Origin of the sequence: Streptomyces sp. NPDC015242, assembly GCF_043079125.1 — a bacterium.
Lineage (GTDB): Bacteria > Actinomycetota > Actinomycetes > Streptomycetales > Streptomycetaceae > Streptomyces.
The window spans coordinates 790,497-815,300 of record NZ_JBIBUF010000002.1; the positions used below are offsets into that span (position 1 = coordinate 790,497).

The following is a 24,804-nucleotide window of genomic DNA, read 5'->3' on the forward strand; positions in this document are numbered from 1 at the left end:
GCCCCCGGTCGTGACGGTGTGCCGGTGCGGCCCCTCCCGCCACGTCACTGTGCAGAGATTAGGGGGGAACTGTGAAGCCCGGGGGCTGTTCAGATAAAGAGCGTGTTTCCGTTGATTCCCGACTTCAGTCGCTCAGCACCGCACGCAACCGTTCAACCTCCGTTGTCGGCGCGTCACATGTGAAGTTACGGCAGACGTAGGCCGCCGGTTCACCGCCGACCAGCGGACGGTCGCTGAGCAGCGGGAACTCCTCGCTGCCGGGAGACCCGACGGCCACCACCGCGCCGGGCGCGGTGCCCAGAAGCGCCGTGCGGTGCAAGGCCCGCGTGCCCTCGTCACCGAGCGACGGCCCCACGATCGCGACCTCGCGCGGTCCGTCCAGCACGGCCTCGGCGACCGCGAGCCCCCAGCCGATGAAGCGGGGCACGCGCGGGCCGAGCGCCTTCACCACGCCGAGAGCCTGCTCGGCGGCGGTGCGGTGCGGTGCGGAACCGGTGTGCGCGGCATAGCTCAGCAGGGCACCGGCGGCCGCGGTCCAGCCTGACGGGGCGGCGTTGTCGGTCGGGTCCTGCGGGCGGCGGATCAGCCGCTCGGCGTCGGAGGCGGTGTCGAACATCGCGCCCGACTCCGGGTCGGTGAAGCGGACCAGGACGTGATCGAGCAGGAACCCGGCGAACTCCAGCCAGACCCCCTCGCCGGTGACGGACGCGAGCGCGAGGAAGCCCTCCGCCACGTCCGCGTAGTCCTCCAGGACACCGGCGTTGACGCCCGCGTGGCCGTCCTTGCTGGTGCGGGTCAGGCGCGCCTGCTCGTCCAGGTGCAGCCGGACGAGGAGATCGGCGGCGGCCCGGGCGGCCTCCACGAGGTCGGGCCGGTCGAAGTAGGCGCCCGTCTCGGCCAGCGCGGCGATCGCGAGGCCGTTCCAGGCGGCGACGACCTTGTCGTCCCGGCCGGGCACGGGGCGCCGCGACCGGGCCGCCAGCAGGCGCTCGCGGATCGAAGTGATCTTCTCCGCGTCGAACAGGCCGTCCTGGAGGGGCAGTTGCAGGACGGACTGGCCGTGCTCGAACGTGCCCTCCTCGGTGACGCCGAAGTACCGGGCGGCGAGTTCGGCGTCCTGCTCCCCCAGCACCTCCCGCAGCTGCGCGGGCGTCCACACGTAGTACGCGCCCTCGACGTGCTTCCCGGTGCCGTCGTCGCTGTCGGCGTCCAGCGCGGAGGCGAACCCGCCTTCCGGCGTGCGCAGTTCGCGGACCATGAAGTCGGCCGTCTCCAGGGCCACCCGGCGGGCCAGCTCCGAGCCGGTGGCGCGCCACATGTGCGCGTACACCCGGCACAGCAGGGCGTTGTCGTACAGCATCTTCTCGAAGTGCGGCACGACCCAGTCGCGGTCCACCGAGTAGCGGGCGAAGCCGCCGCCGAGCTGGTCGTAGAGGCCGCCGCGGGCCATGCGTTCGCAGGTGTCGGCCGCCATCTGCAGCGCGCCCTCGGCGCCGGTGCGGGCGTGGTGGCGCAGCAGGAACTCCAGCACCATGGACGGCGGGAACTTCGGCGCACCGCCGAATCCGCCGCGCTGCGGGTCGTACTCGCGGGTCAGCGCGAGCAGGGCCTGCGCCAGCTCCTGCTCGCCGGGGGTCTGCGCGTCGCCGTAGGAGATCTCCCGGCCGGCCAGGTCGCGGACGATCTTCCCGGCGACCTCGGTGACCTCGTCGCGCCGCTCCTCCCAGGCCTGCCGCACGCCCTGGAGCACCTGGCGGAAGGAGGGCATGCCCTGGCGGGGCGCGGGCGGGAAGTAGGTTCCGAAGTAGAACGGCTCGGCGTCCGGGGTGAGGAACACCGTCATGGGCCAGCCGCCGTGCCCGGTCGCCGCCTGCACGGCCTCCATGTACACGGCGTCGACGTCCGGCCGCTCCTCGCGGTCGACCTTCACGCTGACGTAGTGCGCGTTGAGGTACTCGGCGGTCTCCTGGTCCTCGAAGGACTCGTGCGCCATCACGTGACACCAGTGGCAGCTGCTGTAGCCGACGCTGAGCAGCACGGGCACGTTCCGCTTGCGGGCCTCCTCGAAGGCCTCGGCCGACCAGGGCCACCAGTCGACGGGGTTGTCGGCGTGCTGAAGGAGGTAGGGGGACGTCTCGTGCGCCAGTCGGTTCGGCATGGTTCCCATCCTGCCGCAGTACCCCTCCCCGCACGTGTCAGGCGTCGCACGGGCGCCGCACCCGCCGCACGGCCGCCGGACGCGCCCCACGCCGGCGGCCCTCTTCCTTCACATCATCGGGCCGGGCACGCCCCCTCGCCCCGATGCGCCGTCCACAGCACACTTGACCGAGGAAACGACCGAGACAGCGTGCGGGGGACGGCCGGGCACGGCCGGGACCGCCGTCGCCGCCGGAGGGGGACGTGACATGCGGGACGGTCATCGGGCGGAGGCCGAGCGGCTGTTGGCGCGGGCCGTGGAGGAGGAGGTGCGCCGCTCCGGCGGGCGCAGCGACGGCAAGGTGCTGCTCGCGCGGGCGCGCGGGGCGCTCGACGCGATGGCGCAGAGCGCGGCCGAGGAGTACGAGGCCTACACGCGCGCCCTGGACGAGGCGGAGGCCGGGCAGCTGACCTTCGCCCAGCGCTACGCGCGGGAGGGCGCCGGGACGCCGCTGCTGGTGGCCGGGGTCGCCGCGGTCGCGGCCGTCGTCGCCGACATGGCCCTGGGCACCGGCACGGGCACGGCCCTGGGCGCGGGTGTGACGGTGGGGGTGGCGGGAGCCGCGGCGACGGTCGTGAAGGTGGCCGGCTCGCACCTGCCCGCCGCGCACCACCGCGCCGGGGCCGCGAGCCAGCCGGGCGGCCCGGAACAGCTGCGGCTGCAGTGGCTGACGGCGCTGGAGGTGCGGGGCATCCGGCCGTTCCTGGACCAGCAGCGCGTCCTGGCCGCCTCCACCGGGCCGAAGAAGACCGGGCCGCGGCTGCGGGGCGCCGACAAGAGCGCGGCGGCACGCGGCCGCAGCGTGCTGGAGCAGTCCTTCGCGCAGCTCCCGGAGCCGGTCCGGCCGTTCGCGGGGCGGCGCGAGGAGCTGGCGCGGATCCGGCAGTGGGTCCAGGCCGCCCGCGCGAGCACCGAGACCCGGCCGACCGTGGTCGTCCTGCACGGCACGCCCGGCAGCGGCCGCACGGCCCTCGCCGTGCACGCCGCGCACGACCTGAGGGACCACTTCCGCGGCGCCTGCGTCGTCGACCTGCGCGCCGACAGCCCCGGCGAGTCCGCGCTGTCCACCCGCGACGCCCTGCTGCACCTGCTCAACCGGCTCGGCGCGCCCCGCGAGCAACTGCTGTTCCGCGAGCGCTCCTCCCCCGACCAGCAGGTCAAGCGGCTGAGCGAGCTCTACCACCAGCATCTGACCGGCACGCCCGTCACGGTCGTCCTGGACGACGCCTCGGACGCCGAGCAGATCCGCGCCCTGGTCCCGGAACGGTCCGACAGCCTGGTGCTGGTGACCGCCCGCGGCCCGCTGGAGCCGGCCGGCCTGCCCGCGCGGGTGCACCAGCTGGCCGTGGAGCCGCTGGACGCGGCCGGGGCGGAGGAACTGCTGGGCGCGACGGCGCAGGACGGCTCCGGGCCGTACGACGCCGAGTCCGCCGAGCGGGTACGTGAGCTGTGCGGCGGGCTGCCGCTGGCGCTGCGCATCGCCGGGTCCTGCCTCGGCCCGCGCTCCCCGCGCGCCCTGGCCACGGACCTGGGCGCCTACGGCCCGGTCGCACCGGTGGAGCGCGCCCTGTGGCTGCGCTACACCGACCAGCCGGAGCCCGTACGGCGGCTGCTGCGCCGGCTGGCCCTGGCCGGCCGGGCCTCACTCGGCGCGGCGGCGGCCGCCGCGCTGCTGGCCACCGACGAGACGGAGGCCACCCGCCACCTCCAGGCCCTCACCCGCGCCGGCCTGATCGACCACGTCCGCGGCGACCGGTACCGGCTGCACGGCCTGGTCCGCTCCTTCGCCCAGGCCCGCCTCCTCGACGAGGAGGACCCGGCCGAGCGCACGGCGGCGCAGGAGCGGCTGATCGTGAACTACGCCGAGCTGGCCGACTCGGTGCTGCGCATGGTCGACGGCAACATGTCGACCCGCACCAACCGCTTCAGCCCGTACGGCTTCCCCTCCCTCGACGAGGCGCTGCGCTGGCTGGACGACGAGTCGAGCTTCATCACCGCGGCCCTGCGCCACGCCGAGGGCGTGAACCGGGCGGCCGTGCTGAACCTGCTGGGCGCCCTGTGCGACTACTGCCTGCTGCGCGGCGACCTCTACCGCCTGGGCGAGATCAGCGAACTCGCCCAGGCCGTGGACGAGGGCCTGCTGGTCCGCTCGGTGCAGTGGCGCACCGGCATCGCGGCCCGGCAGCTGGGCGAGCTGGACAAGGCCCGCACGACCCTCGCCTCGGTCGTGGATCTGTACCGGGAGGCCCACCACGACGCCGGGGCGGCCCGGGCCCTGTGCTCCCTCGGCATCACCCTGCACCACCAGGGCAACCTGACGGAGGCGTCGGCGAAGCTGCGCGAGGCGCTGGCGCTGCAGTCCTCCCCCGAGCTGGCGACGGACCGGGCGTGGACGATGCACGCGCTGGCGGCGGTGGAGCGGGACCGGGCCCGGCTGGGCGAGGCGCTGGAGCTGCTGACCGAGTCGCTGGTCCTGCACCGCGCGGGCGAGTCCCTGCACGGCCAGGCCTGGGCGCACTTCCAGCTCGGGCAGCTGGGCCTGCGGATGGGCGACGTCCCCCGCGCGGAATCCGAGCTGCGCGCGGCCCTGGAGCTGTACGGCCGTACCCGCGACGCCCGCGGCGAGGCCTGGGCGCTGACCCAGCTGGCGCGGGCCCTGCTGGTGGCCGGCGACGCCTCCCCGGCCGTGGAGGAGCTGCGCGGCGCGGCCGCCCGGCACCGCGACAACGAGGACGCGCGCGGCGAGGCCTGGACCCTCTACTACCTGGGCCAGGCACTGGAGGAGACGGGCGACCTGGACCAGGCGGTCCGCGAGCTGGAACGGGCCCGCACGATGTTCTCCCGCATGCGGGACGTCTACGGCCTGGCCTGCGCCCGCCACCACTCGGCCCGCGTCACCCGCGACCAGCGCGCGGCCCGGACGGGCTCCCTGCGCAACTCCGGCTTCGCCCGCCAGCTCCTGGTCGACGCCCGCGCCGACTTCCAGCGTATCGGCGTCGCCCACGGCGAGGCGTGGACCTGCCTGGAACTGGCGGTGGTGGACGCGGGCAACGCCCGCACCCAGCAGGCCCTGGCCTTGTGCGACGAGGCGGCGGCCCTCTTCACGTCCTACGGCGACCGCCGCGGCGAGGACTGGGCCCGCTTCCTGCGCTGCACCCTCCTGCCCTACGCGGCCCCCGGCGGGGTGGAGGTCGGCACGGCGGTGGCCCAGGAGGAGCTCGCGGAACTGGCCCGCGCCGCCCATCCCCTGCGCGACGACAAGCTCGACGACTACGTGGACGCCTTCGCCCTGCTGCTGGAGCGGGGCGTGAGCCTGGAGGCGGGCTGGCAGGCGTGGCGGCTGGGGATGACGCCCGGCCGGCACGCGCGGGAGGTGATGGGGGTGGCGGTGCGGACCGAGGCGTAGGGCCGGGCCCCGGTCCGGGGACGCCCCGACACCCGCCGGCGGTGTGCCCACTGCCGGCGGGTGTGTGCCGCCCCTCGGGGCGGGGAGGTCAGTCCTGCTTCTTCGCCCGGCCGGAGGAGCCGGAGGAGGCCTCGGCGTCCGCGGGGACCGCGTCGGTCCCGCTCTGCTCGCCGTCCTCCGCCCTCGGGTCCGGGACCTGCGTGAAGTCGACCCTGCTCATGTGCCGGTTCATCGACTTCATCAGGGCCCACACCGCCGCCGCCATCACCGCGAAGACGATGAAGCCGAGGACGCCGGGGGTGACCTTGTCCTCGTCGACCTCCTTGGCGAAGGAGACGAGGTGCGTCATTGCCAGGCTTGCGCTTGCGCTCATGTCAGGCATTGTCGCGGATGCCCGCAAAGAGGTCGTCCTCGGGGAGGGAGGTATCGACGAGGGACTTCGCCAGCTCGTACTCCTCCGTCGGCCAGACCTCCTTCTGGATCTCCATCGGCACCTTGAACCAGCCGCCGTCGGGGTCGATCTGGGTGGCGTGCGCGATCAGGGCCTTGTCGCGGATCTCGAAGAACTCGGCGCACGGGATGTGCGTGGTCAGCGTCCGCTGCTTCATCCCGAACTCCTCCCAGCGCTTGAGCCAGTCCCCGTAGGGGGACTCCAGGCCGCGGTCGAGCATCGCCTGGTGCAGGGCCTCGGTGCGCGGGCGGTTGAAGCCCTGGTTGTAGTAGAGCTTCTGCGGCTGGTACGCGGGGCCGTACTCGGCCTCCGGGTACTTCTCGGTGTCCGCCGCGGCCTCGAACGCCACCATCGTGATCTTGTGGGTCATGATGTGGTCGGGGTGCGGGTAGCCGCCGTTCTCGTCGTAGGTGGTGATCACCTGCGGGCGGAAGGAACGGATCTTCCTCACCAGCTCGCCGGCCGCGTGGTCGACGTCCTCCAGGGCGAAGCAGCCCTCCGGCAGCGGGGGCAGCGGGTCGCCCTCGGGCAGGCCCGAGTCGACGAAGCCGAGCCACTCCTGCTTGACGCCGAGGATCTCCCGGGCCTCGTCCATCTCCTTCTTGCGTACCTCGTGGATGTGCTCCTCGATGTACGCGTCGCCCTGCAGCTTCGGGTTGAGGATGGAGCCGCGCTCCCCGCCCGTGCAGGTCACGACCAGCACGTCCACCCCCTCGGACACGTACTTCGCCATGGTCGCCGCGCCCTTGCTCGACTCGTCGTCGGGGTGTGCGTGAACGGCCATCAGTCGCAACTGGTCAGTCAAGACTCAATCCTCAGTAAGTCGGCGCCCTGTGTGCGTCGGCGCAATCAGCGGCTTCTATAGTGACCGAATCGGGGGGCGAATAATTCCGGGACCGGGTCCCGGAGCCCTTTTCGGGACCTTCGTCCCGGCCCTGCCTGGAGGACGATCATGACGACGGCGAGCACGCGACCGCCCGAGGGCCGTTACGGCCGCTCCTCGGACGAGCGCGCCGACCGCAGGCTCAAGGTCGTCGGCGCCGTCCTCGGGGTGGCGCTGCTGGGACTGATCGGCTGGTTCGGCTACCACTACGTCGCCCAGAACAAGATCAGCGCCGAGGTGATCAGCTTCGAGCCGGGCAAGGAGTCGGTGCGGGTGCATCTGGAGGTCCGCAAGGACGCCGGCGCCGCCGGCTACTGCACCGTCCGCTCGCAGGCCGAGGACGGGGCCGAGGTGGGCCGGGCCGACTTCCGCTTCGACGGGGACGACACGCGCATCGACCGGGTCGTCACGCTCCGTACGACCTCCCCGGGGACGACCGCCCAGCTGATGGGCTGCCACGCCGACTGACCACCCCCGCGCGTCACCCGCAATACGTAGCGTCTGAGCTGCGTTGACGTGAAACTGGTGGCTTATGTCCTCCCCCTCGGGCCCCTGAATTGTTAGGCTCGTGGTTTCGCCCATCCGTGAAGGAACATTCTTCTGGGTAGGGCGATGCTTTGTATTCCCAGTACCTACGAGGAGCACCTGTGACCCAGACCAGCGAGAACGTCACCTGGCTGACCCAGGAGGCGTACAACAAGCTCAAGGCTGAGCTTGAGTACCTTACTGGTCCCGCGCGGGCGGAGATCTCGGCGAAGATCGCCGCGGCGCGCGAGGAGGGCGACCTGCGTGAGAACGGCGGGTACCACGCGGCCAAGGAGGAGCAGGGCAAGCAGGAACTGCGTGTCCGCCAGCTCACCCAGCTCCTCGAGAACGCCAAGGTCGGCGAGGCTCCCGCGGCGGACGGCGCCGTGGCGCCCGGCATGGTCGTCACGATCGCGTTCGACGGCGACGAGGACGACACGCTGACGTTCCTGCTCGCCTCGCGCGAGTACGCGAGCTCCGACATCGAGACGTACTCGCCGCAGTCCCCGCTGGGCACCGGCGTGATCGGCCACAAGGTCGGCGACGACGCTCAGTACGAGCTGCCGAACGGCAAGAAGGCCTCGGTGAAGATCCTCAAGGCCGAGCCGTACGAGGGCTGAGCCGCCACCGCCCGGACCTGGACGTGCCCCCGGCACCGCTGCGGCGCCGGGGGCTTCGTCATGCCGTCGCGGATGCCGTCGCGGAAGACGCCCGCCGCAAAGGCCGCGGCCGTCAGCCGGTCGCCCGGCGGTACTTGCGGACCGCGAGCGTCCGGAAGACGGCGATGATCACGACCGACCAGATCAGCGAGGCCAGGACGGGGTGCTGCATCGGCCAGGCGTCGGGGGTCTTGAAGCCCGGCGGAAGGTTGCCGAACAGCTCGCGGCACGCCTGCACGACCGCGCTGAACGGGTTCCACTCCGCGATGTGCCGCAGGAACGACGGCATCTGGTTGGCGTCCACGAACGCGTTGGAGATGAACGTCAGCGGGAAGAGCCAGATCAGGCCGCCCGAGGTCGCCGCTTCGGGGGTGCGCACGGACAGGCCGATGAGCGCGCCGATCCACGAGAAGGCGTAGCCGAAGAGCAGCAGCAGGCCGAAGCCGGCGAGCACCTTGCCGAAGTTCTCGTGCGTGCGCCAGCCGACGATCACGGCCACGATCGCCAGGACGACCAGGGTGAGCGCCGTCTGCACCAGGTCGGCGATGGTCCGGCCGGTCAGCACCGCGCCACGCGCCATCGGCAGGGAGCGGAACCGGTCGATGAGGCCCTTGTGCATGTCGTCGGCGATGCCCGCGCCCGCGCCCGCGGTGGCGAAGGTGACCGTCTGGGCGAAGATGCCGGCCATCAGGAACTCGCGGTAGGCCTGGGTCGAGGAGGACGCGCCGACCTGGATCGAGCCGCCGAACACGTAGGTGAACAGCACCACGAACATGATCGGCTGGAACAGCCCGAAGATGATCATCTCGGGGATCCGGCCCATGCGGATCAGATTTCTGCGCGCGATGACCGCGGCATCGCTGATGGCGCTCACCGGTCGGCCTCCTTGTCGCTCTCTTCGTCCTCGGCCTCGGCGACGTGTCCGGTCAGGGACAGGAAGACGTCGTCGAGGGTCGGCCGGCGCAGGCCGATGTCGTCGATCTCGATGCCGCGCGCGTCCAGCTCCCGGATGACCTCGGCCAGGAGCTTGGCGCCGCCGGTCACGGGCACGGTGAGCTTGCGCATGTGGTCCTCGACGGTGACCTCGCCCTTGCCGAAGCCGGTGAGGACCCCGGCGGCGGTGCGGATGTGCTCGCGCGCGTGGACGACGACCTCCACGCGCTCGCCGCCCGTGCGGGCCTTGAGCTGGTCGGAGGTGCCCTGGGCGATGACCTTGCCGTGGTCGACCACGGCGATGTCGTGGGCCAGGTGGTCGGCCTCCTCCAGGTACTGCGTGGTCAGCAGCAGCGTCGTACCGCCGGAGACGAGCTGCTTGATGACCTCCCACAGCTGCTGGCGGTTGCGCGGATCGAGGCCGGTCGTCGGCTCGTCCATGAACATCACGGGCGGCGAGACGACGAGGGCGGCGGCGAGGTCGAGGCGGCGGCGCATGCCGCCCGAGTAGGTCTTGGTGGGGCGGTCGGCGGCGTCGGTGAGGTGGAACTGCTCCAGCAGCTCGGCCGCGCGCTCCTTCGCCGCCTTGGCCTTCATCTGGTAGAGCCGGCCGACCATCTGCAGGTTCTCCCGGCCGGTCAGGTATTCGTCGACGGCCGCGAACTGACCGGACAGGCCGATCGAGCGGCGGACCGCGTCGGGCTGCTTCAGCACGTCGATGCCCGCGACGACGGCCCGTCCGCTGTCGGGCCGCAGCAGGGTGGTCAGGCAGCGGACGGTGGTGGTCTTGCCCGCGCCGTTCGGCCCGAGCAGGCCGAGGACCGTGCCCTCGGGCACGTCGAGGTCGACACCGTCCAAGGCCCTGACGTCACCGAAGGTCTTGACCAGACCTTCGGCGTAAATGGCGCCTGGCATACACGTCTCCACGTCTTCGGGGATGGCCGGACGAACGCCCGGTGAGCCTTCTCACAGTCACACCATAACGCGATGTATCGCGTCTCTCAACGAGTTTTCCCGAGTGCGGTACGGGTGACGAAGGTGATCTCGGCGGGCCGCCGGAGCCGGAGCGGGCGGTCAGTCGATGACCGTGTAGCCCGCCTCGCGCAGCGCCTGGCCCACCTCGACGCAGTGCGCCGGGCCCTTCGTCTCCAGGTGGAGCTCCACCTCCGCCTCCGTGAGCCCGAGCCGCGGGTCGGTCCGTACGTGGCTCACATCGAGGACGTTAGCGTCGACCACTGACAGCACGCCCAGAAGTGTGGCGAGAGCTCCGGGCCGGTCCGTCAGCCGCAGCCGCACGGCCAGGTAGCGGCCCTGCGCGGCCATGCCGTGCCGCAGCACGCGCTGCATCAGCACCGGGTCGACGTTGCCGCCGGAGAGCACCGCCACGACCGGGCCCTCGAAGGCGGCCGGTTCGCTCAGCAGCGCCGCGACGGGGCTCGCCCCGGCCGGCTCCACGACCAGCTTGGCCCGCTCCAGGCAGAGCAGCAGCGCGGCGGACAGCTCGTCCTCGCTGACCGTGCGCACCTCGTCGACCAGCTCGCCGATGATCCCGAACGGCACGTCACCCGGCCGCCCGACCTTGATGCCGTCGGCCATCGTGGCCGGGTTGTCGACCGTGACCGGCCGCCCCGCCGCCAGCGAGGGCGGATAGGCGGCGGCACCGGTCGCCTGCACGCCGACGATCCGCACGTCCGGCCGCAGGGCCTTCACCGCCACCGCGATCCCGGCGGCGAGACCGCCGCCGCCGATGCCGACGACGATCGTGCGCGCCTCGGGGCACTGCTCCAGGATCTCCAGTCCCACGGTGCCCTGGCCCGCGATGACGTCGGGGTGGTCGAAGGGGTGGATGAACACCGCGCCCGTCTCGGCCGCGTACTCCTGCGCGGCGGCCAGCGTCTCGTCGACCACCTGGCCGTGCAGCCGCACCTCGGCCCCGTACTCGCGGGTGGCGCTGATCTTGGGCAGCGGGGCGCCCTTCGGCATGAACACCGTGGAGCGCACGCCGAGCAGGGAGGAGGCGAGGGCGACGCCCTGGGCGTGGTTGCCGGCGCTCGCGGCGACGACACCGGCCGCGCGCTCCTCGGGCAGCAGGCCGGCGATCCGCACGTACGCGCCGCGCAGCTTGAACGAGCCCGTCCGCTGGAGGTTCTCGCACTTGAGGTGGACCGGGGAGCCCACCGTGCGGGACAGGTGCCTGCTGGTCTCCATCGCGGTCACCCGCGCCACGCCCGAGAGCATCTTCTGCGCGCCGCGCACGTCGTCGAGGGTGACGGACCGCAAGGAGTCAGCCGTGCTGTAGCTCATGACACCAGCATCGCAGTTCACAGGCGGGAACGGCCGTTGTGACCAACCTCCGAGACCCGCTTTGCGCAGCGCCGGTACGACCCGCCTCCCGGCCGCGTACCCTGTCCCCCAATCTGCCAGCCCTTCACGAAGTGAGCCTCCGGCCATGCCCACAACACCAGAAATGTCGATGGACATGACGACCGTCGGTGACACCGGTCTCCTCGACACGCTGCAGCACGAGGTGGCGTTGTTCGCCCGTCGTGCGGAACAGACCCGGCTCGGCGGGGTGGGGCAGGTGCGCAACTCCATGGACCGCGCCGCGTACCTGCTGCTCAACCGGCTCGACAAGGAAGGGCCGATGGGCGTCAAGGCGCTCGCGGCGAGCATGGGCATCGACTCGTCCACGGTCACCCGGCAGGTGGCCCCGCTCGTCGACACCGGCCTGGTCAAGCGCACGTCCCACCCCGAGGACGGACGGGCCGTGGTGCTCCAGCTGTCCCCGCGCGGGCAGTCCCGGCTGGAGGAAGTGCGCTCGTCCCGCCGCCAGTTGATGGCCGAGCTGACCCATGACTGGGAGCCGGAGGAGCGCGAGGCGTTCTGCTCCCTCCTGACGCGCTTCAACACCGCGCTGTCGTCACGGATGTCGGCGCAGGGGGTACCGGGTCCCGAGGCCCAGTCCGACTCCTGATCGCCCCGGCCGCCCGGCCGGAGAGGGCCCCATCCGCGGGGGGACACGCGGGCAGCCGCACGTGCCGCCCGTACGAGCCGACGGAGGCGGACGCCGACACCGCCGCCCGGCAGGCAACACCCCACCCGCACCCGGCCCCGAGGCGCGACGACCCCGCACGGCCCGGCACACACGCGTGCCGGGCCGTGCGGGGCTCTTGACCGCGAGGGCGTCTCTGGCCTGATATGAGACCGGGTCCCCGCCGCGTGCGGCCGGGACGCGTCCTCAGGGTCGCCGGCGGGCGGGAGGCGAGGTGCGAGAGCGGCAGGCGTCGCGGGCAGCGCGTCGCGCCCGGGAGTTCGAGACGTTCGTCGCGGGCGCGGCCGGACGGCTGCTGCACGCCGCCACCCTGCTCACCGCCGAGGCCCCGGACGACAACCCGCGCGCGCGGCGCCTGCTGACCCTGTCGCTGGCCCACACGTACGCGCACTGGGACGGACTGCGCGGCGAGGATCCCTACGACCGCACCCGCCAGTACCTGGCCACCCGCTTCGCACGCGGCGCCTGGCGCCGGTACGGCGGACTCGGCCGCTCCCGCCCCCACCCTGCGAGCCCTCTGGCCGCGCTCACCCCGCAGGAGCGGCTGATCCTGGTCCTCAGGCTCTACGAGGGCGTCGCCGAGGAACAGGCGGCGGCCCTGCTCGGCCTGTCCCCGGAGCGCGTGCGGGCCGTCTGCCACCGGGCGACGACCACGCTGCTGCGCCGCGCGCGTGGCCCGGCCCCGCGGGTGACGGCCGCGAAGGCGGTGCCGTCATGAGAGGACCTGCCCGGACCGGGACCCCGCCCGGCGAGCGGAGGCGGAGATGAGCGGAACCGACCGCGAGGCGGCGGCGCGGCGGATCCTGGAACAGGCGCCGCGGCCCCTGCCGCCCGAGATCCACCCGGAGGCGGTGCGCCGCGGCACCCGCATGCTGCGGCGCCGGGAACTGGCCCGCCGCGCACTGTGGCTGCTGCTGTTCGCGGCGGCCGTGGCGTTCACCGTGTGGGCGCTCACGGCCCGGCCGTGGGTGGAGCCGCCGTCGGACACGACCCCACCCCTGACCGGCTGGTGACCCGGCCGGGACGGCTCTAGCCGAGCGCCTGCTGCAGGTCCTCCAGCAGGTCGTCGGCGTTCTCGATGCCGACGGACAGCCGCACCAGGTCGCCGGGGACCTCCAGCAGCGAGCCGGCCACGGACGCGTGCGTCATCCGGCCCGGGTGCTCGATCAGGGACTCGACGCCGCCCAGGGACTCGCCCAGCGTGAACACCTTGGCGCGGTTGCAGACCTCGACGGCCGCCTCCTCGCCGCCCTGGACCCGGAAGGAGATCATGCCGCCGAACGACTTCATCTGCTTGGCGGCGACCTCGTGGCCGGGGTGCTCCGGCAGACCCGGGTAGAGCACGCTCGTCACGCGCGCGTGCCGGGTGAGCATGTCGGCGACCTTGGCGGCGTTCTCGCTGTGCCGGTCCATCCGCACGGCGAGCGTCTTGGTGCCGCGCAGCACCAGCCAGGAGTCGAAGGGTCCGGCGACGGCGCCCATCGCGTTCTGGTGGAAGGCCAGTTCCTCGCCGAGCGCGGCGTCGGCGGTGATCAGCGCGCCGCCGACGACGTCGGAGTGGCCGCCCATGTACTTGGTCAGGGAGTGCACCACGACGTCGGCGCCGAGGGACAGCGGCTGCTGCAGGTACGGCGTGGCGAAGGTGTTGTCGACGACGAGCTTCGCGCCCCCGTCCCGGGCGACCTGGGCGACGGCCGCGATGTCGGTGATGCCGAGGAGCGGGTTGGAGGGGGTCTCCACCCACACCACCTTGGTCTTCGGGGTGAGGGCGGCCCGCACGGCGGCCGGGTCACCGGTGTCGGCCACCGACCACTCCACGCCCCAGCGGGCGACGACCTTGGCGAACAGGCGGAACGTGCCGCCGTAGGCGTCGTTGGGGATGACCACGTGGTCGCCGGGGCTGAGCAGCGTGCGCAGCAGGCAGTCCTCGGCCGCCAGCCCGGACGCGAACGCGAGACCGCGACGGCCGCCCTCCAGGGCGGCGAGGTTCTCCTCCAGCGCGGTCCTGGTCGGATTGGCGCTGCGGCTGTACTCGTAGCCGCCGCGCAGGCCGCCGACACCGTCCTGCTTGTAGGTGGAGACCTGGTAGATCGGCGGGACGACCGCGCCCGTCAGGGGGTCGGCGGTGTTGCCCGCGTGGATCGCGAGCGTCTCGAAGTGCTGACTGATGTGCCTGTCGCTCATGGGCACCGAGGGTAGTGCGCCGACGCGCGGAGTGCGGGACCGCGAGGCCGGCGGGGTTCCGGCCCCGGCCGTCCACAGGGCGGCGGGGCCTCCCGGCAGGGTTTTCCACAGGTTCGGGGACCAGGTTGGCCAATTGTCGGGACGGTCTGGTTCGCTTGTGGCATGGAGATTCTCTGGGTCCTGATCGCGGCGGTCATGCTGGGCTTCGTGCTGCTTCCCTTCCTGCGGCGCGGGCGCGGCGCGGCGATCGGGCTGGTCTCGCCCGACCACCCGGACGCCGCGGACCCGGCGAACTACGGCTTCGTCCGCGAGGAGGAGCTCGACATCCGCATGCCCGGCCCCGACCAGGACCTGATGGACGTCCTGGACGTGGTGCAGCGCACGCAGGACTACCGCGCCGCCCAGCAGCTCCTCGCGGGCACGGAGACGGAGGGCGAGCGCCGCTGGCAGCGCGTGCAGGCCTTCGCGGGCGCGGCCTCGCTGGAGCTCGCGCAGCGGCCCGGCGGCGTGGGCGAGTCGCCGGGCGGGCAGTGGCTGCGGGTGTGGCGGGCCGAGGCGCCCAAGGACGCGGGCGGCGCGGCGGTGCACGCCGAGTTCCTGGTGCAGCAGGCGTGGCGGACGGCGTCGCCCGGCACGGACGAGTTCCGGATCATCATGGAGGAGGCGAAGGCGGCGTGCGGCGACGCGGCGCTGCTGGCCCCGGGTGATCCGATCCCGTACATCGTGGAGCTGTCGGTGGCCCGCGGTCTCGGCTACTCCCAGAAGGACTTCGAGCAGCTGTGGCTGAAGATCCTGGACCGCGCCCCGAACCACATGGGGGCGCACCTGGCCGCGCTGCACTACTGGTGCGAGAAGTGGCACGGCTCGCGCGAGCTGGCCTACTCGTTCGCGGAGGCCGCGGCCGCCCGGGCCCCGCAGGGCTCCCTGCTGGCGGCGATGCCGCTGTTCGCGGTGTTCGAGCACCTGCCCGAGGTGACGCTGGTCAGCGGCTTCTGGCAGACGGAGGTCGTCACGAAGGCGGTGCACGGCGCGCTGCACGCGGTGCACTCGGCCCGCCCCGACGACCCGATGCTGGCGCACGTGCGGCACCTGCTGGTGTTCTTCCTGGTGCGCGGTGAGCGGTGGTCGGAGGCGATGAACCAGCTGGTGCACATCGACGGGCACGTGGGCGCCCTGCCCTGGACCCTGTCCGCCGACCCGGCCGCGGAGTTCGCGGTGTACCGGGCGCTGGCGGTCGCGGGCTACGAGGCGAACGGCGGCAGCCCGGCGAGCCTGCCGCACTGACACCCGCTCCGGCCGGGTTCTCCCCCGGAATTCCGGGAGATCGCGACCGGTTGAAGGGGACGTCGCCCGCCTTTGGGCGGCGCGCCCCTCACCGGAGACCACCGGGGAGACGACCGGAGCCCGCTGGAGACCGCATGTTCCTGTACAGCCGCACGCCCCAGCTGCCGACCCGCGAGCAGGCCCTGACCGGCCGCCCCGAGCCGCTGTTCACGGTCCCCGACCGCCACACCGTCCTCGGCAACCCGCTGCTCGGCCCCTACCCCGAGGGCCTGGAGACGGCCGACTTCGGCCTGGGCTGCTTCTGGGGCGCCGAGCGCGTGTTCTGGCAGCTCCCGGCCGGGGTGTGGACGACCCTCGTCGGCTACCAGGGCGGCTACACCGAGCACCCCACGTACGAGGAGGTCTGCTCGGGCCTGACCGGCCACACCGAGGTCGTGCGGGTGGTGTACGACCCGGCGGTGATCTCCTACGAGCGCCTGCTGAAGACGTTCTGGGAGTCGCACGACCCCACGCAGGGCTTCCGCCAGGGCAACGACGTGGGCACGCAGTACCGCTCCGCGATCTACACGCACGGCCCCGGGCAGGAGGCGACCGCCAAGGGCTCCCGCGCCGCCTACCAGCGGGTGCTCACGTCCGCCGGCCACGGGACCGTCACGACGGAGATCGTCCCGGCCGGGGGCCGCCCCTTCTACCCGGCCGAGGCCTACCACCAGCAGTACCTCGACAAGAACCCGGCCGGTTACTGCGGCATCGGCGGCACGGGCGTCTCCTGCCCGGTCGGTGTGGCCCGGGCCGACGGGTGAGCGCCCCGGCTCCGGGCGTGGAGCACGCCGTGTGACCCGGCGGACCGGTGTGTCCCCAGAGGCGTGCGTACCCCATAGGGTGCCCTCGTGACTGCGCCTCTGAGTTCCTCCAGATCCCGAGCCGCGCTGCGGATATCCGCGCGGGTGTCAGGTGAGTTGCTGCTGGTTCTGGCCGGGCTGGCCGTGGCCCTGTGGCTGCTGGGCCGGATGTGGTCGGTCGTGTGGCCGTTGGTGATCGGGCTGCTGCTGACCACCCTGACCTGGCCCGCGGTGCGGGTCCTGCGGCGGCGCGGCTGGCCGCCCGCGCTCGCCGCCTCGGTGGTGACCGTGCTGTTCCTGCTGGTCGCCGCGGGGGTGGTGGCGCTGATCGCGGTGCCGGTGGCCTCGCAGTCCGGGGAACTGTCGGACGGTGTCGTCGAGGGCATCCAGCGGCTGCGCGAGTGGGCCGCCGGGCCGCCGCTGAACATCGGGGACGCCCAGATCGACCGGGCCTTCGACTCCGCGGTCGCCCGTGCCCAGGACGGCCTCGGCAGCATGGTCGGCGCCGTCGTCACGGGGGTGAGCACCGTCGTCAACGGTGTCGTCACGGCCGTGCTCGCGCTGTTCCTGATGTTCTTCTTCCTCAAGGACGGTCCGCGGTTCCTGCCCTGGCTCGCCCGTCAGCTGCCCGGCCGGCTCGCCACGGACGTCCCGGTCGTCTTCGCGCGCGGCTGGGACACGCTGGGCTCCTTCGTGCGGTCCCAGGCGGCCGTCGGCCTGCTCGACGCGGTCCTGATCGGCCTGGGCCTGTGGGTCCTGGGCGTTCCGCTGGTGCTTCCCCTGGCGGTGCTGACCTTCGTCTCCGCGTTCGTGCCGATCATCGGCGCGCTGTTCGCCGGCTTCGTCGCGGTCCTCATCGCCCTGGTCTCCAACGGCCTGACGGACGCGCTGATCGTGCTGGCGATCATCGTGGTGGTGCAGCAGCTGGAGGGCAACGTCTTCCAGCCCATGATCCAGAGCCGCGGCCTCGGCCTGCACGCGGCCGTCGTCCTGCTGGCGGTCACCCTGGGCGGCAGCCTCGCCGGCATCGTGGGCAGCCTGCTCGCCGTGCCCGTCGCCGCGCTGATCGCGGTGGTGTGGAACTACGTGCGCGAACAGCTCACCGTCCCGTCACCGGGACCGGGCGAGGACGAGCCGGACCCCGCGGGACCGGCCCCGGCGTAGCGGCCGCGCGGCCTCGCGTCTTCCTCGCGGCAGGGACCGGCTGTCACCGCCACAGCTTCGTAATCCCCAGCGGAACCGTTTCCTCCCCGCCTACGCTCCCCGCATGGTTCTCAGACGAGCGTTACAGGCGATCATGGTCATGACCCTGGCCCTCGCGGGGGCGGTCCAGGGCAGCGCGCACGCCGAGGACGGCGGCGGGGGCGGGCGGCAGTTGCTGTACTACAACCACGCCTACGGTGTGCTCGACCGGGAGACCGCCGACGCGATCGAGCATTCGGCGTATCTCCGCGACTTCGCGAACTTCCAGGTCCGCACCACGACCGGCTCCGGCGGCCAGACCTGGACGGGCCGCTACCTCATGGGCCGTGAGACCTACCTCGAACTCTTCGGCGTCGGCGACCTGCCCGGCAAGGACGGCACCCTCGGCGCCGGCGGCATGGGCGTCTCGGCGGAGCGGGCGGGCGACCTGGCGACCGTCACCGCCCGGCTGCGCGCGCAGGGCGGCGCCGACCCCGTGGAGTTCCTGCAGACGCGCGACTTCGGCGACGGCGCGCCCGTGCCGTGGTTCGACGCCGTGTTCACCACCGACCAGTACGACCTGTTCGGCGCGTGGGGCATGGAGTACCGGCCGGAGTACTTCGCCGACCCGCGCGGCAACACCGAACCCGCCGCATACCCCGGTGACGTGGGCCGGGAACGCTACCTGTCCGACGGCTACCGCGACCACCTGATGCGGGACGTGACCGGCGTCCGGCTCGCGGTGACCGCGCGGGACCTGGCCAACACGGTGCCGCTGCTGGAGGCGGGCGGCTTCGCCGTACGCCCGCTGCCGGGCGGAGGCGTCGTCGCGAAGGGCGGCGGCACCACCCTCCGGTTCGACGCCGTGCCGCTGGACCGGGTGGGTCTGCGGCAGGTCGAGATGTCGCTGAACAGGCCGGTGACGGCCCGGCACGTGGAGCGGCTCGGCACCTCGGACCTGGTCGTCGGCCCCGGCCCGCGCGCCGTGTGGATCTTCGACGGCGGGGACCGGCCGGGCCGGACGGACTGAGGCCCGGCGTCAGCACCCCGTCCGGCCGGGCCGCCGCCGGGCCGGACGGGAGGGGCGGGAGGTGCGGCGGCTCAGGCCCGGGCGCCGCTGCCGTACGGCCTCGTGATGATCTCCAGGCGGTGGCCGTCGGGGTCGTCGAAGTACGCGCCGCGGCCGCCGTCGTTGTGGTTGATCTCCCCGGGACGGCTGTGGAACGGGTCCGCCCAGTACGTCAGGCCGGCCTGCTGGATCCGGGCGAAGATCTCGTCGAACTCCTCCTCCGAGACCAGGAAGGCGTAGTGCTGCGGCGTGATCGCGCCGGGGCTGTCCATGAAGTCGAGCGTGACACCGTTGGAGATCTCGACCGGCAGGAACGGCCCGTAGGGCGCGCCCACCTCCAGCCCGAGGATGCCGGCGAGGAACCGGGCCGAGGCGCGCTTGTCGCGCGCGGCGACGATGGTGTGGTTCAGCTGCACGGTCATGGCCAACCTCCCCTGGTGTACCGGTGAGCCCCCTGGCGCACTCCCCCTTGTGTACCCCGGGTGTGTACCCCCCCGCATCACGAACGCACGCGAGGGCCCCGGCGCGCGGTGCGCCGGGGCCCTCGGACGGCGGAACCGCCGGGTCTCAGATGGTGGCCGTGTCGATCACGAACCGGTAGCGCACGTCACTGGCGACGACCCGCTCGTACGCCTCGTTGATCTGCTCGGCGCGGATCAGCTCGATCTCGGCGCCCAGGCCGTGCTCGGCGCAGAAGTCCAGCATCTCCTGGGTCTCCGCGATGCCGCCGATCATGGAACCGGCGAGGGACTTGCCGCCGCCGATCACCGAGAAGAGGTTGAGGGAGATGGGCTCCTCGGGGGCGCCGACGTTGGCGAGCGTGCCCTCGGTCTTCAGCAGCGACAGGTAGGCGCCGAAGTCCAGCGGGGCCGAGACCGTGGAGACGATCAGGTCGAAGGTGCCGGCCAGTTCCTCGAAGGTCTTCGGGTCGCTGGTGGCGTAGTAGTGGTCCGCGCCCAGCTTCAGGCCGTCCTCGCGCTTGCGCAGGGACTGCGACAGCACGGTCACCTCGGCGCCGAGCGCGTGCGCGATCTTCACGCCCATGTGGCCGAGACCGCCCAGACCGACGATCGCGACCTTCTTGCCGGGGCCCGCGCCGAACCGCTTGAGCGGCGAGTAGAGGGTGATGCCGGCGCACAGCAGCGGCGCGGCGACGTCCAGGGAGAGACCGTCGGGGATGCGGACGACGAAGTTCTCGTCGACGACGACCTTCTCCGAGTAGCCGCCGTACGTGGGCTCGCCGTCCTTGCCGATGCCGTTGTACGTCGGGATGTTGCCCTTGACGCAGTACTGCTCGCGGCCGGCCTTGCAGTTCTCGCACTCGCGGCAGGAGTCGACCATGCAGCCGACGCCGACGCGGTCGCCCACGGCGAACTTGGTCACGCCCGCGCCGACCTCGGAGACGACACCGGCGATCTCGTGGCCGGGGACCATCGGGAAGATCGCCTCGCCCCAGCCCTCGCGGGCCTGGTGGATGTCGGAGTGGCAGATGCCGGCGAACTTGATGTCGATCAGGACGTCGTACTCGCCGACCTGGCGGCGTTCGATCGTGGTGCGCTCCAGCGGTGCCTTGGGGGCGGGAGCAGCGTACGCAGCAACAGTGGTCATGCCGGGTTCTCCTAGCGGGGTGGTGCGCCCGGCTGCCTTCTGGATCTTCTTCCGGCCGGGCACGCACTCCACCGTGCCGGAATCCCGGAGCCTCACCCAGACCACGGTTTTGCGTACGCACAGCGTGCGTACCACCGGCAGGGTCAGGCTCGTGTGCGTACGACCGGTGATACTGGACAGCATGGTGTACGAACAGCCCGAACCCGCACAGACGGCCGCAGGCGGCCTGGACCGGCGCGCCGAGCTCAGCGAGTTCCTGCGCACCCGGCGGGCCCGGCTGAAGCCGGAGGACGTCGGGCTGCCCGACTTCGGCCGGCGGCGGGTTCCGGGGCTGCGCCGGGAGGAGCTGGCGCAGCTGGCCGGGGTGTCCGTGGCGTACTACACGCGGCTGGAGCAGGGCAACGGCCACAACGTCTCGGCAGAGGTGCTGGACGCCATCGCGCGCGCCCTGCGGCTGAACGACGCCGAGCACGCGCACCTGACGCACCTGGCGAAGCCGAAGCAGCACAAGAAGAAGCCGGTGGCGCGCAGCCGGCAGGTGCGGCAGGCGCTGCGGCACCTGCTGGACTCGATCGACAGCGTCCCGGCGTACGTCGTCGGGCGCCGCTCGGACGTCCTGGCCTGGAACCCGATGGCGGCGGCCCTCTTCGGCGACTGGGCGCAGCTGCCGGCGCAGGAGCGCAACTGGGCGCGGATGGTGTTCCTGCGGCCCGAGTACCGCGAGCTGTTCGTCGAGTGGGAGCAGAAGGCGGCCGACATCGTCGGCTACCTGCGCATGGACGCGGGCTGCCACCCGGACGACCCGCAGCTGTCGGCGCTGGTGGGCGAGCTGTCGGTGAAGAGCGAGGAGTTCCGCCGCCTGTGGGCCGCGCACGACGTCAAGGAGAAGAGCTTCGGCGTCAAGCGCCTGCGGCACCCCCTGGTCGGTGACCTGACGCTGTCGTTCGAGACGTTCCGCCTGGTCGACGACGCCGAACAGTCCCTGGTCACCTACCACGCCGAGCCCGGCACCAGCTCGGCGGAGGCCCTGCGGCTGCTGGCGAGCTGGGGGGCGGACGCGACGCGGGCGGGGGCCGGGAGCCCGGCCCCGTAGACGCGGAACGGCCCGCCGGGGGCGAAGCTCCCGGCGGGCCGCTCACCAGCGGGCCCTGCGGCCTACTTGCCGTAGTAGGCGTTGTAGATCGAGATCGTCGACTTGTTGCCCTTCTTGTCGGCGATCTTGGCGTGGAAGGAGACGGCCTTCCCCTTCGCCGGGTTCTTGAAGGAGACCTTGCCCTTCTTGACGGCGAGCTTCTTCCAGGTCTTGCCGTAGTCGTAGGACACGTACACCGACAGCGACTTGAGGTTGCTGCCCTTGGCGGCGCCCTCGACGGTGACCGGGACGGTCACCTGCTTGCCGGCCTCGACGCGGCTGTCCAGGCCGGTCTTGGCCTGGAAGCGGACCGTGGAGGCGGGCAGCTGCACGAGCCGGTCACCGGACGGCTTCTTGGAACGGAAGGTCCAGCTGGCGTCGATGCGGGTGGAGGCCGCCGCGACCTTGACGCTGCGCTTGACCGACGTGGTCAGCTTGTACTCGGCGTCACCGGCCGGGACCCGGAACTCCTCGCCGTACAGCGGGTCGGTGTTGGAGCCGATCTTGGTGCCGTTGCGATAGAGGGTCGTCGCGGCCGACGTGAACTCGGACGAGCCCGCGTGGCCGGAGCCGTCGGCGAACAGTGGCAGCGAGCCGTAGAGGGCGTTGCCGTTGCGGAAGATGCCGAACTGGTCGTTCAGGCGCGGACCGAAGACCGCCGTGTTGATGGTCTTGGTGTACTTCTGGCCGGCCTTGTACGTCTGCGGGTAGACCGAGTAGCCGGCGTCGGGGATCGGATTGCCGTCCGCGTCCTTGCCCCCGTACTGCGTGAAGTCGAACGCCCACTGGACCTTGTCCGAGGTCGACAGGTACATGGTGCGCGCGCTCGGCAGCTTCTGCTCCACCGGGACACCGAAGGTCACCGTGTCGGGCAGCTCGCCCATCGTCCACACGTCACCGGTCTTGCCGGACGCCGCCGCACCCATGTTGTGCTTCACGGTGGCGAGTTCGCTCGCCTTGAAGTGCCGGACCTTGGCACCCTGGATCTTCTTGACCTTGGCGGAGGTGACGACGTCGTACTCGGCGCTGTCGCCCTTGGTCCACTGCCCGCTCCAGGTCTGGCTCAGCCCGGACACCTCCGGACCGAGGTGGGCCATGCGCAGGTCGGCGAACTCGCCGACGCTCAGGCCGAGCCCCGTGCCGGCTGTGTCGTAGGAGTAGTCGACCATCGCGGACAGCGGCTTGGCCTGCGCGTCCGGGACCGTGATGTCGGCCGACTGGGTCTTGCGGGCGTCGATGGTCACCGTGGTGTTCTTGGTGACGGCCAGCTTGGGCTGGACCAGCCAGTCGACGCCGCCCGCCCAGCCGTCGACGTCCTCGGCGATCAGGCTGTTGAGCAGGTACGAGCCCTTGGGCAGGCGCAGGGTGACCTCACCCGAGGGCGTTCCCGGCGCCGTGTAGGAACGCTCCTTGCCCAGGCCCGTGTAGCCCGCGGCCTCGGTGGTGTAGCCGGCCGTCGGCTTGCCGTCCCGGCCGATGTGCTTCAGCGTGACGTCGTACGACTCCACCTCGCGCTGCACCGCCGCCGCCGTGCGGACCGTCTGGCCGCCTCCCGTCGCCGTCACGTACGAGGAGTAGGCGCCGTCGAGGGTGCCGCCCAGCCTGGTGTCGACGGTGAAGGGGACGGAGGCCTTGCCGCCGGCCGGGACGGTCACCGAGGTGGCGCCGAGCTTGAAGAAGCCGGCCGGGGCGGCCTGGCCCTTCGGGTTGGTGGCGGTCGACGTCAGCTTCAGCGTGACGTCCTTCGTACCGAGGTTGCGGTACGTCAGCTCCTTGGTGACCGGCTTGTCGTCGGTGTGCGGCCACTGCTGAATGCCGAAGCTCACCGACACCGGCTCGGCGATGACCGTCTGCTTGACGGCCTTGTCGACCTGGATGCGGCCCGAGCCCTGCTGGAACGGCGTGTACGTGCCGCCCTTGGTGGAGCCGGTGAGGGCGCCCTTGAGCTCGGTGTACTTCCACTCGGGGTGCTGCTGCTTGAGGATCGCCGCCGCGCCCGCGACGTGCGGGGTCGCCATCGACGTACCGGAGATGGTCATGTAGCCGGCCGGCTTCTCGCCGACGTCCTGGGCTATCAGGTTGCCCGGGGCGGAGGCCGCGGTGATGTCCACGCCGGGCGCGGTCACGTCGGGCTTGAGGGCACCGTCCGTGCCGGGGCCGCGGCTGGAGAAGTCCGCCAGCACGTCCTTGTGGTCGACGGCGCCGACGGTCAGGGCCGCGGCGGCGCTGCCCGGGGAGCCGACGGTCTGCTCGCCGAAGTCGCCCTCGTTGCCGGCGGCGATGGCGAACAGGACGCCCTTCTCCTCGGAGAGCTTGTTCACCACCGCTTCCATCGGGTCGATCTCAGGCGTGTCCAGGCCGCCCAGGCTCATGTTGATGACGTCGGCGCCCTGCGCGGCGGCCCACTCCATGCCGGCGACGATCTCGGAGTCGCTGCCGTATCCGGCGTCGTCGAGAACCTTGCCGTTGAGGATCTTCGCGCCGGGCGCGACGCCCTTGTACGTGCCGCCGGACTTCGCGCCGGTGCCGGCCGCGATGGAGGCGACGTGCGTGCCGTGGCCGACCTTGTCGGTGGTGTCGGGCGCGGCGGAGAAGTTCTTGGCAGCGACGACCTGGCCCTTGAGGTCGGCGTGCGTGCCGTCGACCCCGGTGTCCAGGACGGCGATCTTGACGCCCTTGCCGTCGTAGCCGGCCGCCCAGGCCTTGGGGGCGCCGATCTGCGGGACGGACTTGTGGAGGGTGGCCTTGCGGACGCCGTCGAGCCAGACGTGCGCGATGCCGGAGGCGGTCTTGTCGCCGTTGGTGACGGCGTCCCAGAGCTCGGGGGTCTCCCCCTGCGGCGTCTGGACCGCGTCGGCGTTCAGGGTCTTCAGCGTGTGGCGCAGGGTGCCCGCGTCACGGACCTCGGCCTTGGTGGCCGCGGCGCTGCCCCGGTAGCCGACGATGACCTTCAGGCCCTTCTTCTGGGCCTTGCGGGTCGCGGACTTGTTGAGCTCGGTGACGTCGAAGAGACGCTGGTCGAGCTTGCCCGAGGCGACGAGACGGGCCGCGTCGGCCGGGATCACCAGGGTGTGGCCGTCGATCTTGCGGACCTGGACGGGTATGTCCTCACGGCCCTTGGCCCGCTCCAGGCCGACCACGCGGCCCTTGGCGTCCAGGGAGACCCGGTCACCGGTGATGAGCGTGATGTGGTGCTTGGCGGTGAGCGAGGCACGCTTGGCGGCGGCGGCCGTCCGCTCGCCGTCGGCCGACGCCGGGCTGGTCATGCCCGCCGCGAGGGCCACGGCTGCCGCTGTGGCGACCGTGGCCGCGTACGCCCTTTTCACTTGTCTGCGCAAGTTTCCCCCTTGCAGAAGTACCGGGCGAATTCCCCGTTCACCCGGCCGGGGGTGGTCTC

21 protein-coding genes are annotated in these 24,804 nt (G+C 72.3%); 11 read left to right on the forward strand and 10 right to left on the reverse strand.

Features of this window, described 5'->3' with window-relative positions; translation table 11 throughout:
* Window positions 1–124: 124 nt before the first annotated feature.
* Window positions 125–2,158, reverse strand: a complete 2,034-nt coding sequence (locus ACF07N_RS09035; protein WP_392110127.1) for a thioredoxin domain-containing protein — start codon at window positions 2,156–2,158, stop codon at window positions 125–127.
* Between the two features lie 247 nt (window positions 2,159–2,405).
* Between ACF07N_RS09035 and ACF07N_RS09040 the strand changes: the two genes are divergently transcribed.
* Entirely contained in the window at window positions 2,406–5,603 is a 3,198-nt protein-coding gene (locus ACF07N_RS09040) for a tetratricopeptide repeat protein (RefSeq protein ID WP_392110130.1), read from the forward strand.
* Between the two features lie 88 nt (window positions 5,604–5,691).
* Here ACF07N_RS09040 and ACF07N_RS09045 read toward each other — a convergent pair whose 3' ends face one another.
* On the reverse strand, window positions 5,692–5,985 hold the full coding sequence (locus ACF07N_RS09045) for a hypothetical protein (protein WP_392110132.1): 294 nt from the start codon (window positions 5,983–5,985) through the stop codon (window positions 5,692–5,694).
* Window positions 5,978–6,859, reverse strand: a complete 882-nt coding sequence (mca, locus tag ACF07N_RS09050) for a mycothiol conjugate amidase Mca (protein ID WP_392110135.1) — start codon at window positions 6,857–6,859, stop codon at window positions 5,978–5,980. The genes ACF07N_RS09045 and mca overlap by 8 nt, the downstream gene beginning before the upstream one ends.
* 147 nt (window positions 6,860–7,006) lie before the next feature.
* Between mca and ACF07N_RS09055 the strand changes: the two genes are divergently transcribed.
* Window positions 7,007–7,405 carry a DUF4307 domain-containing protein gene (locus ACF07N_RS09055; protein ID WP_383324599.1) on the forward strand — a complete coding sequence of 133 codons (399 nt, stop codon included), beginning with the start codon at window positions 7,007–7,009 and terminating at the stop codon, window positions 7,403–7,405.
* Window positions 7,406–7,584: 179 nt separating this feature from the next.
* Entirely contained in the window at window positions 7,585–8,082 is a 498-nt protein-coding gene (gene greA, locus ACF07N_RS09060; RefSeq protein WP_383324602.1) for a transcription elongation factor GreA, read from the forward strand.
* A 112-nt stretch (window positions 8,083–8,194) separates the two neighbouring features.
* Here the strand turns inward: greA and ACF07N_RS09065 are convergent, their stop codons facing one another.
* The 3 genes from ACF07N_RS09065 to ilvA all read right to left on the reverse strand — a co-directional run bounded on the left by ACF07N_RS09065 (window position 8,195) and on the right by ilvA (window position 11,358).
* Window positions 8,195–8,995, reverse strand: a complete 801-nt coding sequence (locus ACF07N_RS09065) for an ABC transporter permease (RefSeq protein ID WP_392110138.1) — start codon at window positions 8,993–8,995, stop codon at window positions 8,195–8,197.
* Window positions 8,992–9,969: an ATP-binding cassette domain-containing protein gene (locus ACF07N_RS09070; RefSeq protein WP_383324607.1), complete on the reverse strand. Its 978-nt coding sequence runs from the start codon at window positions 9,967–9,969 to the stop codon at window positions 8,992–8,994. The genes ACF07N_RS09065 and ACF07N_RS09070 overlap by 4 nt, the downstream gene beginning before the upstream one ends.
* A 159-nt stretch (window positions 9,970–10,128) precedes the next feature.
* Window positions 10,129–11,358: a threonine ammonia-lyase gene (gene ilvA / locus ACF07N_RS09075; RefSeq protein ID WP_383324610.1), complete on the reverse strand. Its 1,230-nt coding sequence runs from the start codon at window positions 11,356–11,358 to the stop codon at window positions 10,129–10,131.
* 163 nt (window positions 11,359–11,521) lie between these two features.
* Between ilvA and ACF07N_RS09080 the strand changes: the two genes are divergently transcribed.
* The 3 genes from ACF07N_RS09080 to ACF07N_RS09090 all read left to right on the forward strand — a co-directional run bounded on the left by ACF07N_RS09080 (window position 11,522) and on the right by ACF07N_RS09090 (window position 13,119).
* Complete coding sequence (locus ACF07N_RS09080; protein WP_383325039.1) at window positions 11,522–12,028, forward strand: MarR family winged helix-turn-helix transcriptional regulator; 507 nt, start codon at window positions 11,522–11,524, stop codon at window positions 12,026–12,028.
* 292 nt (window positions 12,029–12,320) lie between these two features.
* Window positions 12,321–12,824: a sigma factor-like helix-turn-helix DNA-binding protein gene (locus tag ACF07N_RS09085; RefSeq protein ID WP_392110142.1), complete on the forward strand. Its 504-nt coding sequence runs from the start codon at window positions 12,321–12,323 to the stop codon at window positions 12,822–12,824.
* 46 nt (window positions 12,825–12,870) lie between these two features.
* Window positions 12,871–13,119 carry a hypothetical protein gene (locus ACF07N_RS09090; RefSeq protein ID WP_383324616.1) on the forward strand — a complete coding sequence of 83 codons (249 nt, stop codon included), beginning with the start codon at window positions 12,871–12,873 and terminating at the stop codon, window positions 13,117–13,119.
* 16 nt (window positions 13,120–13,135) lie between these two features.
* Here the strand turns inward: ACF07N_RS09090 and ACF07N_RS09095 are convergent, their stop codons facing one another.
* Window positions 13,136–14,290: a cystathionine gamma-synthase gene (locus tag ACF07N_RS09095; protein WP_392110145.1), complete on the reverse strand. Its 1,155-nt coding sequence runs from the start codon at window positions 14,288–14,290 to the stop codon at window positions 13,136–13,138.
* A 162-nt stretch (window positions 14,291–14,452) separates the two neighbouring features.
* Between ACF07N_RS09095 and ACF07N_RS09100 the strand changes: the two genes are divergently transcribed.
* From ACF07N_RS09100 to ACF07N_RS09115, 4 genes are all read left to right on the forward strand, one after another.
* Complete coding sequence (locus ACF07N_RS09100; RefSeq protein WP_392110148.1) at window positions 14,453–15,574, forward strand: hypothetical protein; 1,122 nt, start codon at window positions 14,453–14,455, stop codon at window positions 15,572–15,574.
* Window positions 15,575–15,708: 134 nt separating this feature from the next.
* Window positions 15,709–16,377: a peptide-methionine (S)-S-oxide reductase MsrA gene (gene msrA, locus ACF07N_RS09105; RefSeq protein ID WP_392110151.1), complete on the forward strand. Its 669-nt coding sequence runs from the start codon at window positions 15,709–15,711 to the stop codon at window positions 16,375–16,377.
* Window positions 16,378–16,464: 87 nt separating this feature from the next.
* Window positions 16,465–17,580: an AI-2E family transporter gene (locus ACF07N_RS09110; protein ID WP_392110154.1), complete on the forward strand. Its 1,116-nt coding sequence runs from the start codon at window positions 16,465–16,467 to the stop codon at window positions 17,578–17,580.
* A 103-nt stretch (window positions 17,581–17,683) separates the two neighbouring features.
* Window positions 17,684–18,628 carry a DUF5829 family protein gene (locus ACF07N_RS09115; RefSeq protein WP_392110157.1) on the forward strand — a complete coding sequence of 315 codons (945 nt, stop codon included), beginning with the start codon at window positions 17,684–17,686 and terminating at the stop codon, window positions 18,626–18,628.
* 71 nt (window positions 18,629–18,699) lie between these two features.
* Here ACF07N_RS09115 and ACF07N_RS09120 read toward each other — a convergent pair whose 3' ends face one another.
* Window positions 18,700–19,089: a VOC family protein gene (locus tag ACF07N_RS09120; protein WP_392110160.1), complete on the reverse strand. Its 390-nt coding sequence runs from the start codon at window positions 19,087–19,089 to the stop codon at window positions 18,700–18,702.
* 145 nt (window positions 19,090–19,234) lie between these two features.
* Window positions 19,235–20,275, reverse strand: coding sequence for an NAD(P)-dependent alcohol dehydrogenase (locus ACF07N_RS09125; RefSeq protein ID WP_383324638.1), 1,041 nt, complete (start codon window positions 20,273–20,275; stop codon window positions 19,235–19,237).
* A 184-nt stretch (window positions 20,276–20,459) separates the two neighbouring features.
* Between ACF07N_RS09125 and ACF07N_RS09130 the strand changes: the two genes are divergently transcribed.
* Complete coding sequence (locus ACF07N_RS09130; RefSeq protein WP_392111095.1) at window positions 20,460–21,368, forward strand: helix-turn-helix domain-containing protein; 909 nt, start codon at window positions 20,460–20,462, stop codon at window positions 21,366–21,368.
* Window positions 21,369–21,430: 62 nt separating this feature from the next.
* Here ACF07N_RS09130 and ACF07N_RS09135 read toward each other — a convergent pair whose 3' ends face one another.
* Window positions 21,431–24,745 carry a S8 family serine peptidase gene (locus tag ACF07N_RS09135; RefSeq protein ID WP_392110163.1) on the reverse strand — a complete coding sequence of 1,105 codons (3,315 nt, stop codon included), beginning with the start codon at window positions 24,743–24,745 and terminating at the stop codon, window positions 21,431–21,433.
* Window positions 24,746–24,804: the final 59 nt, after the last annotated feature.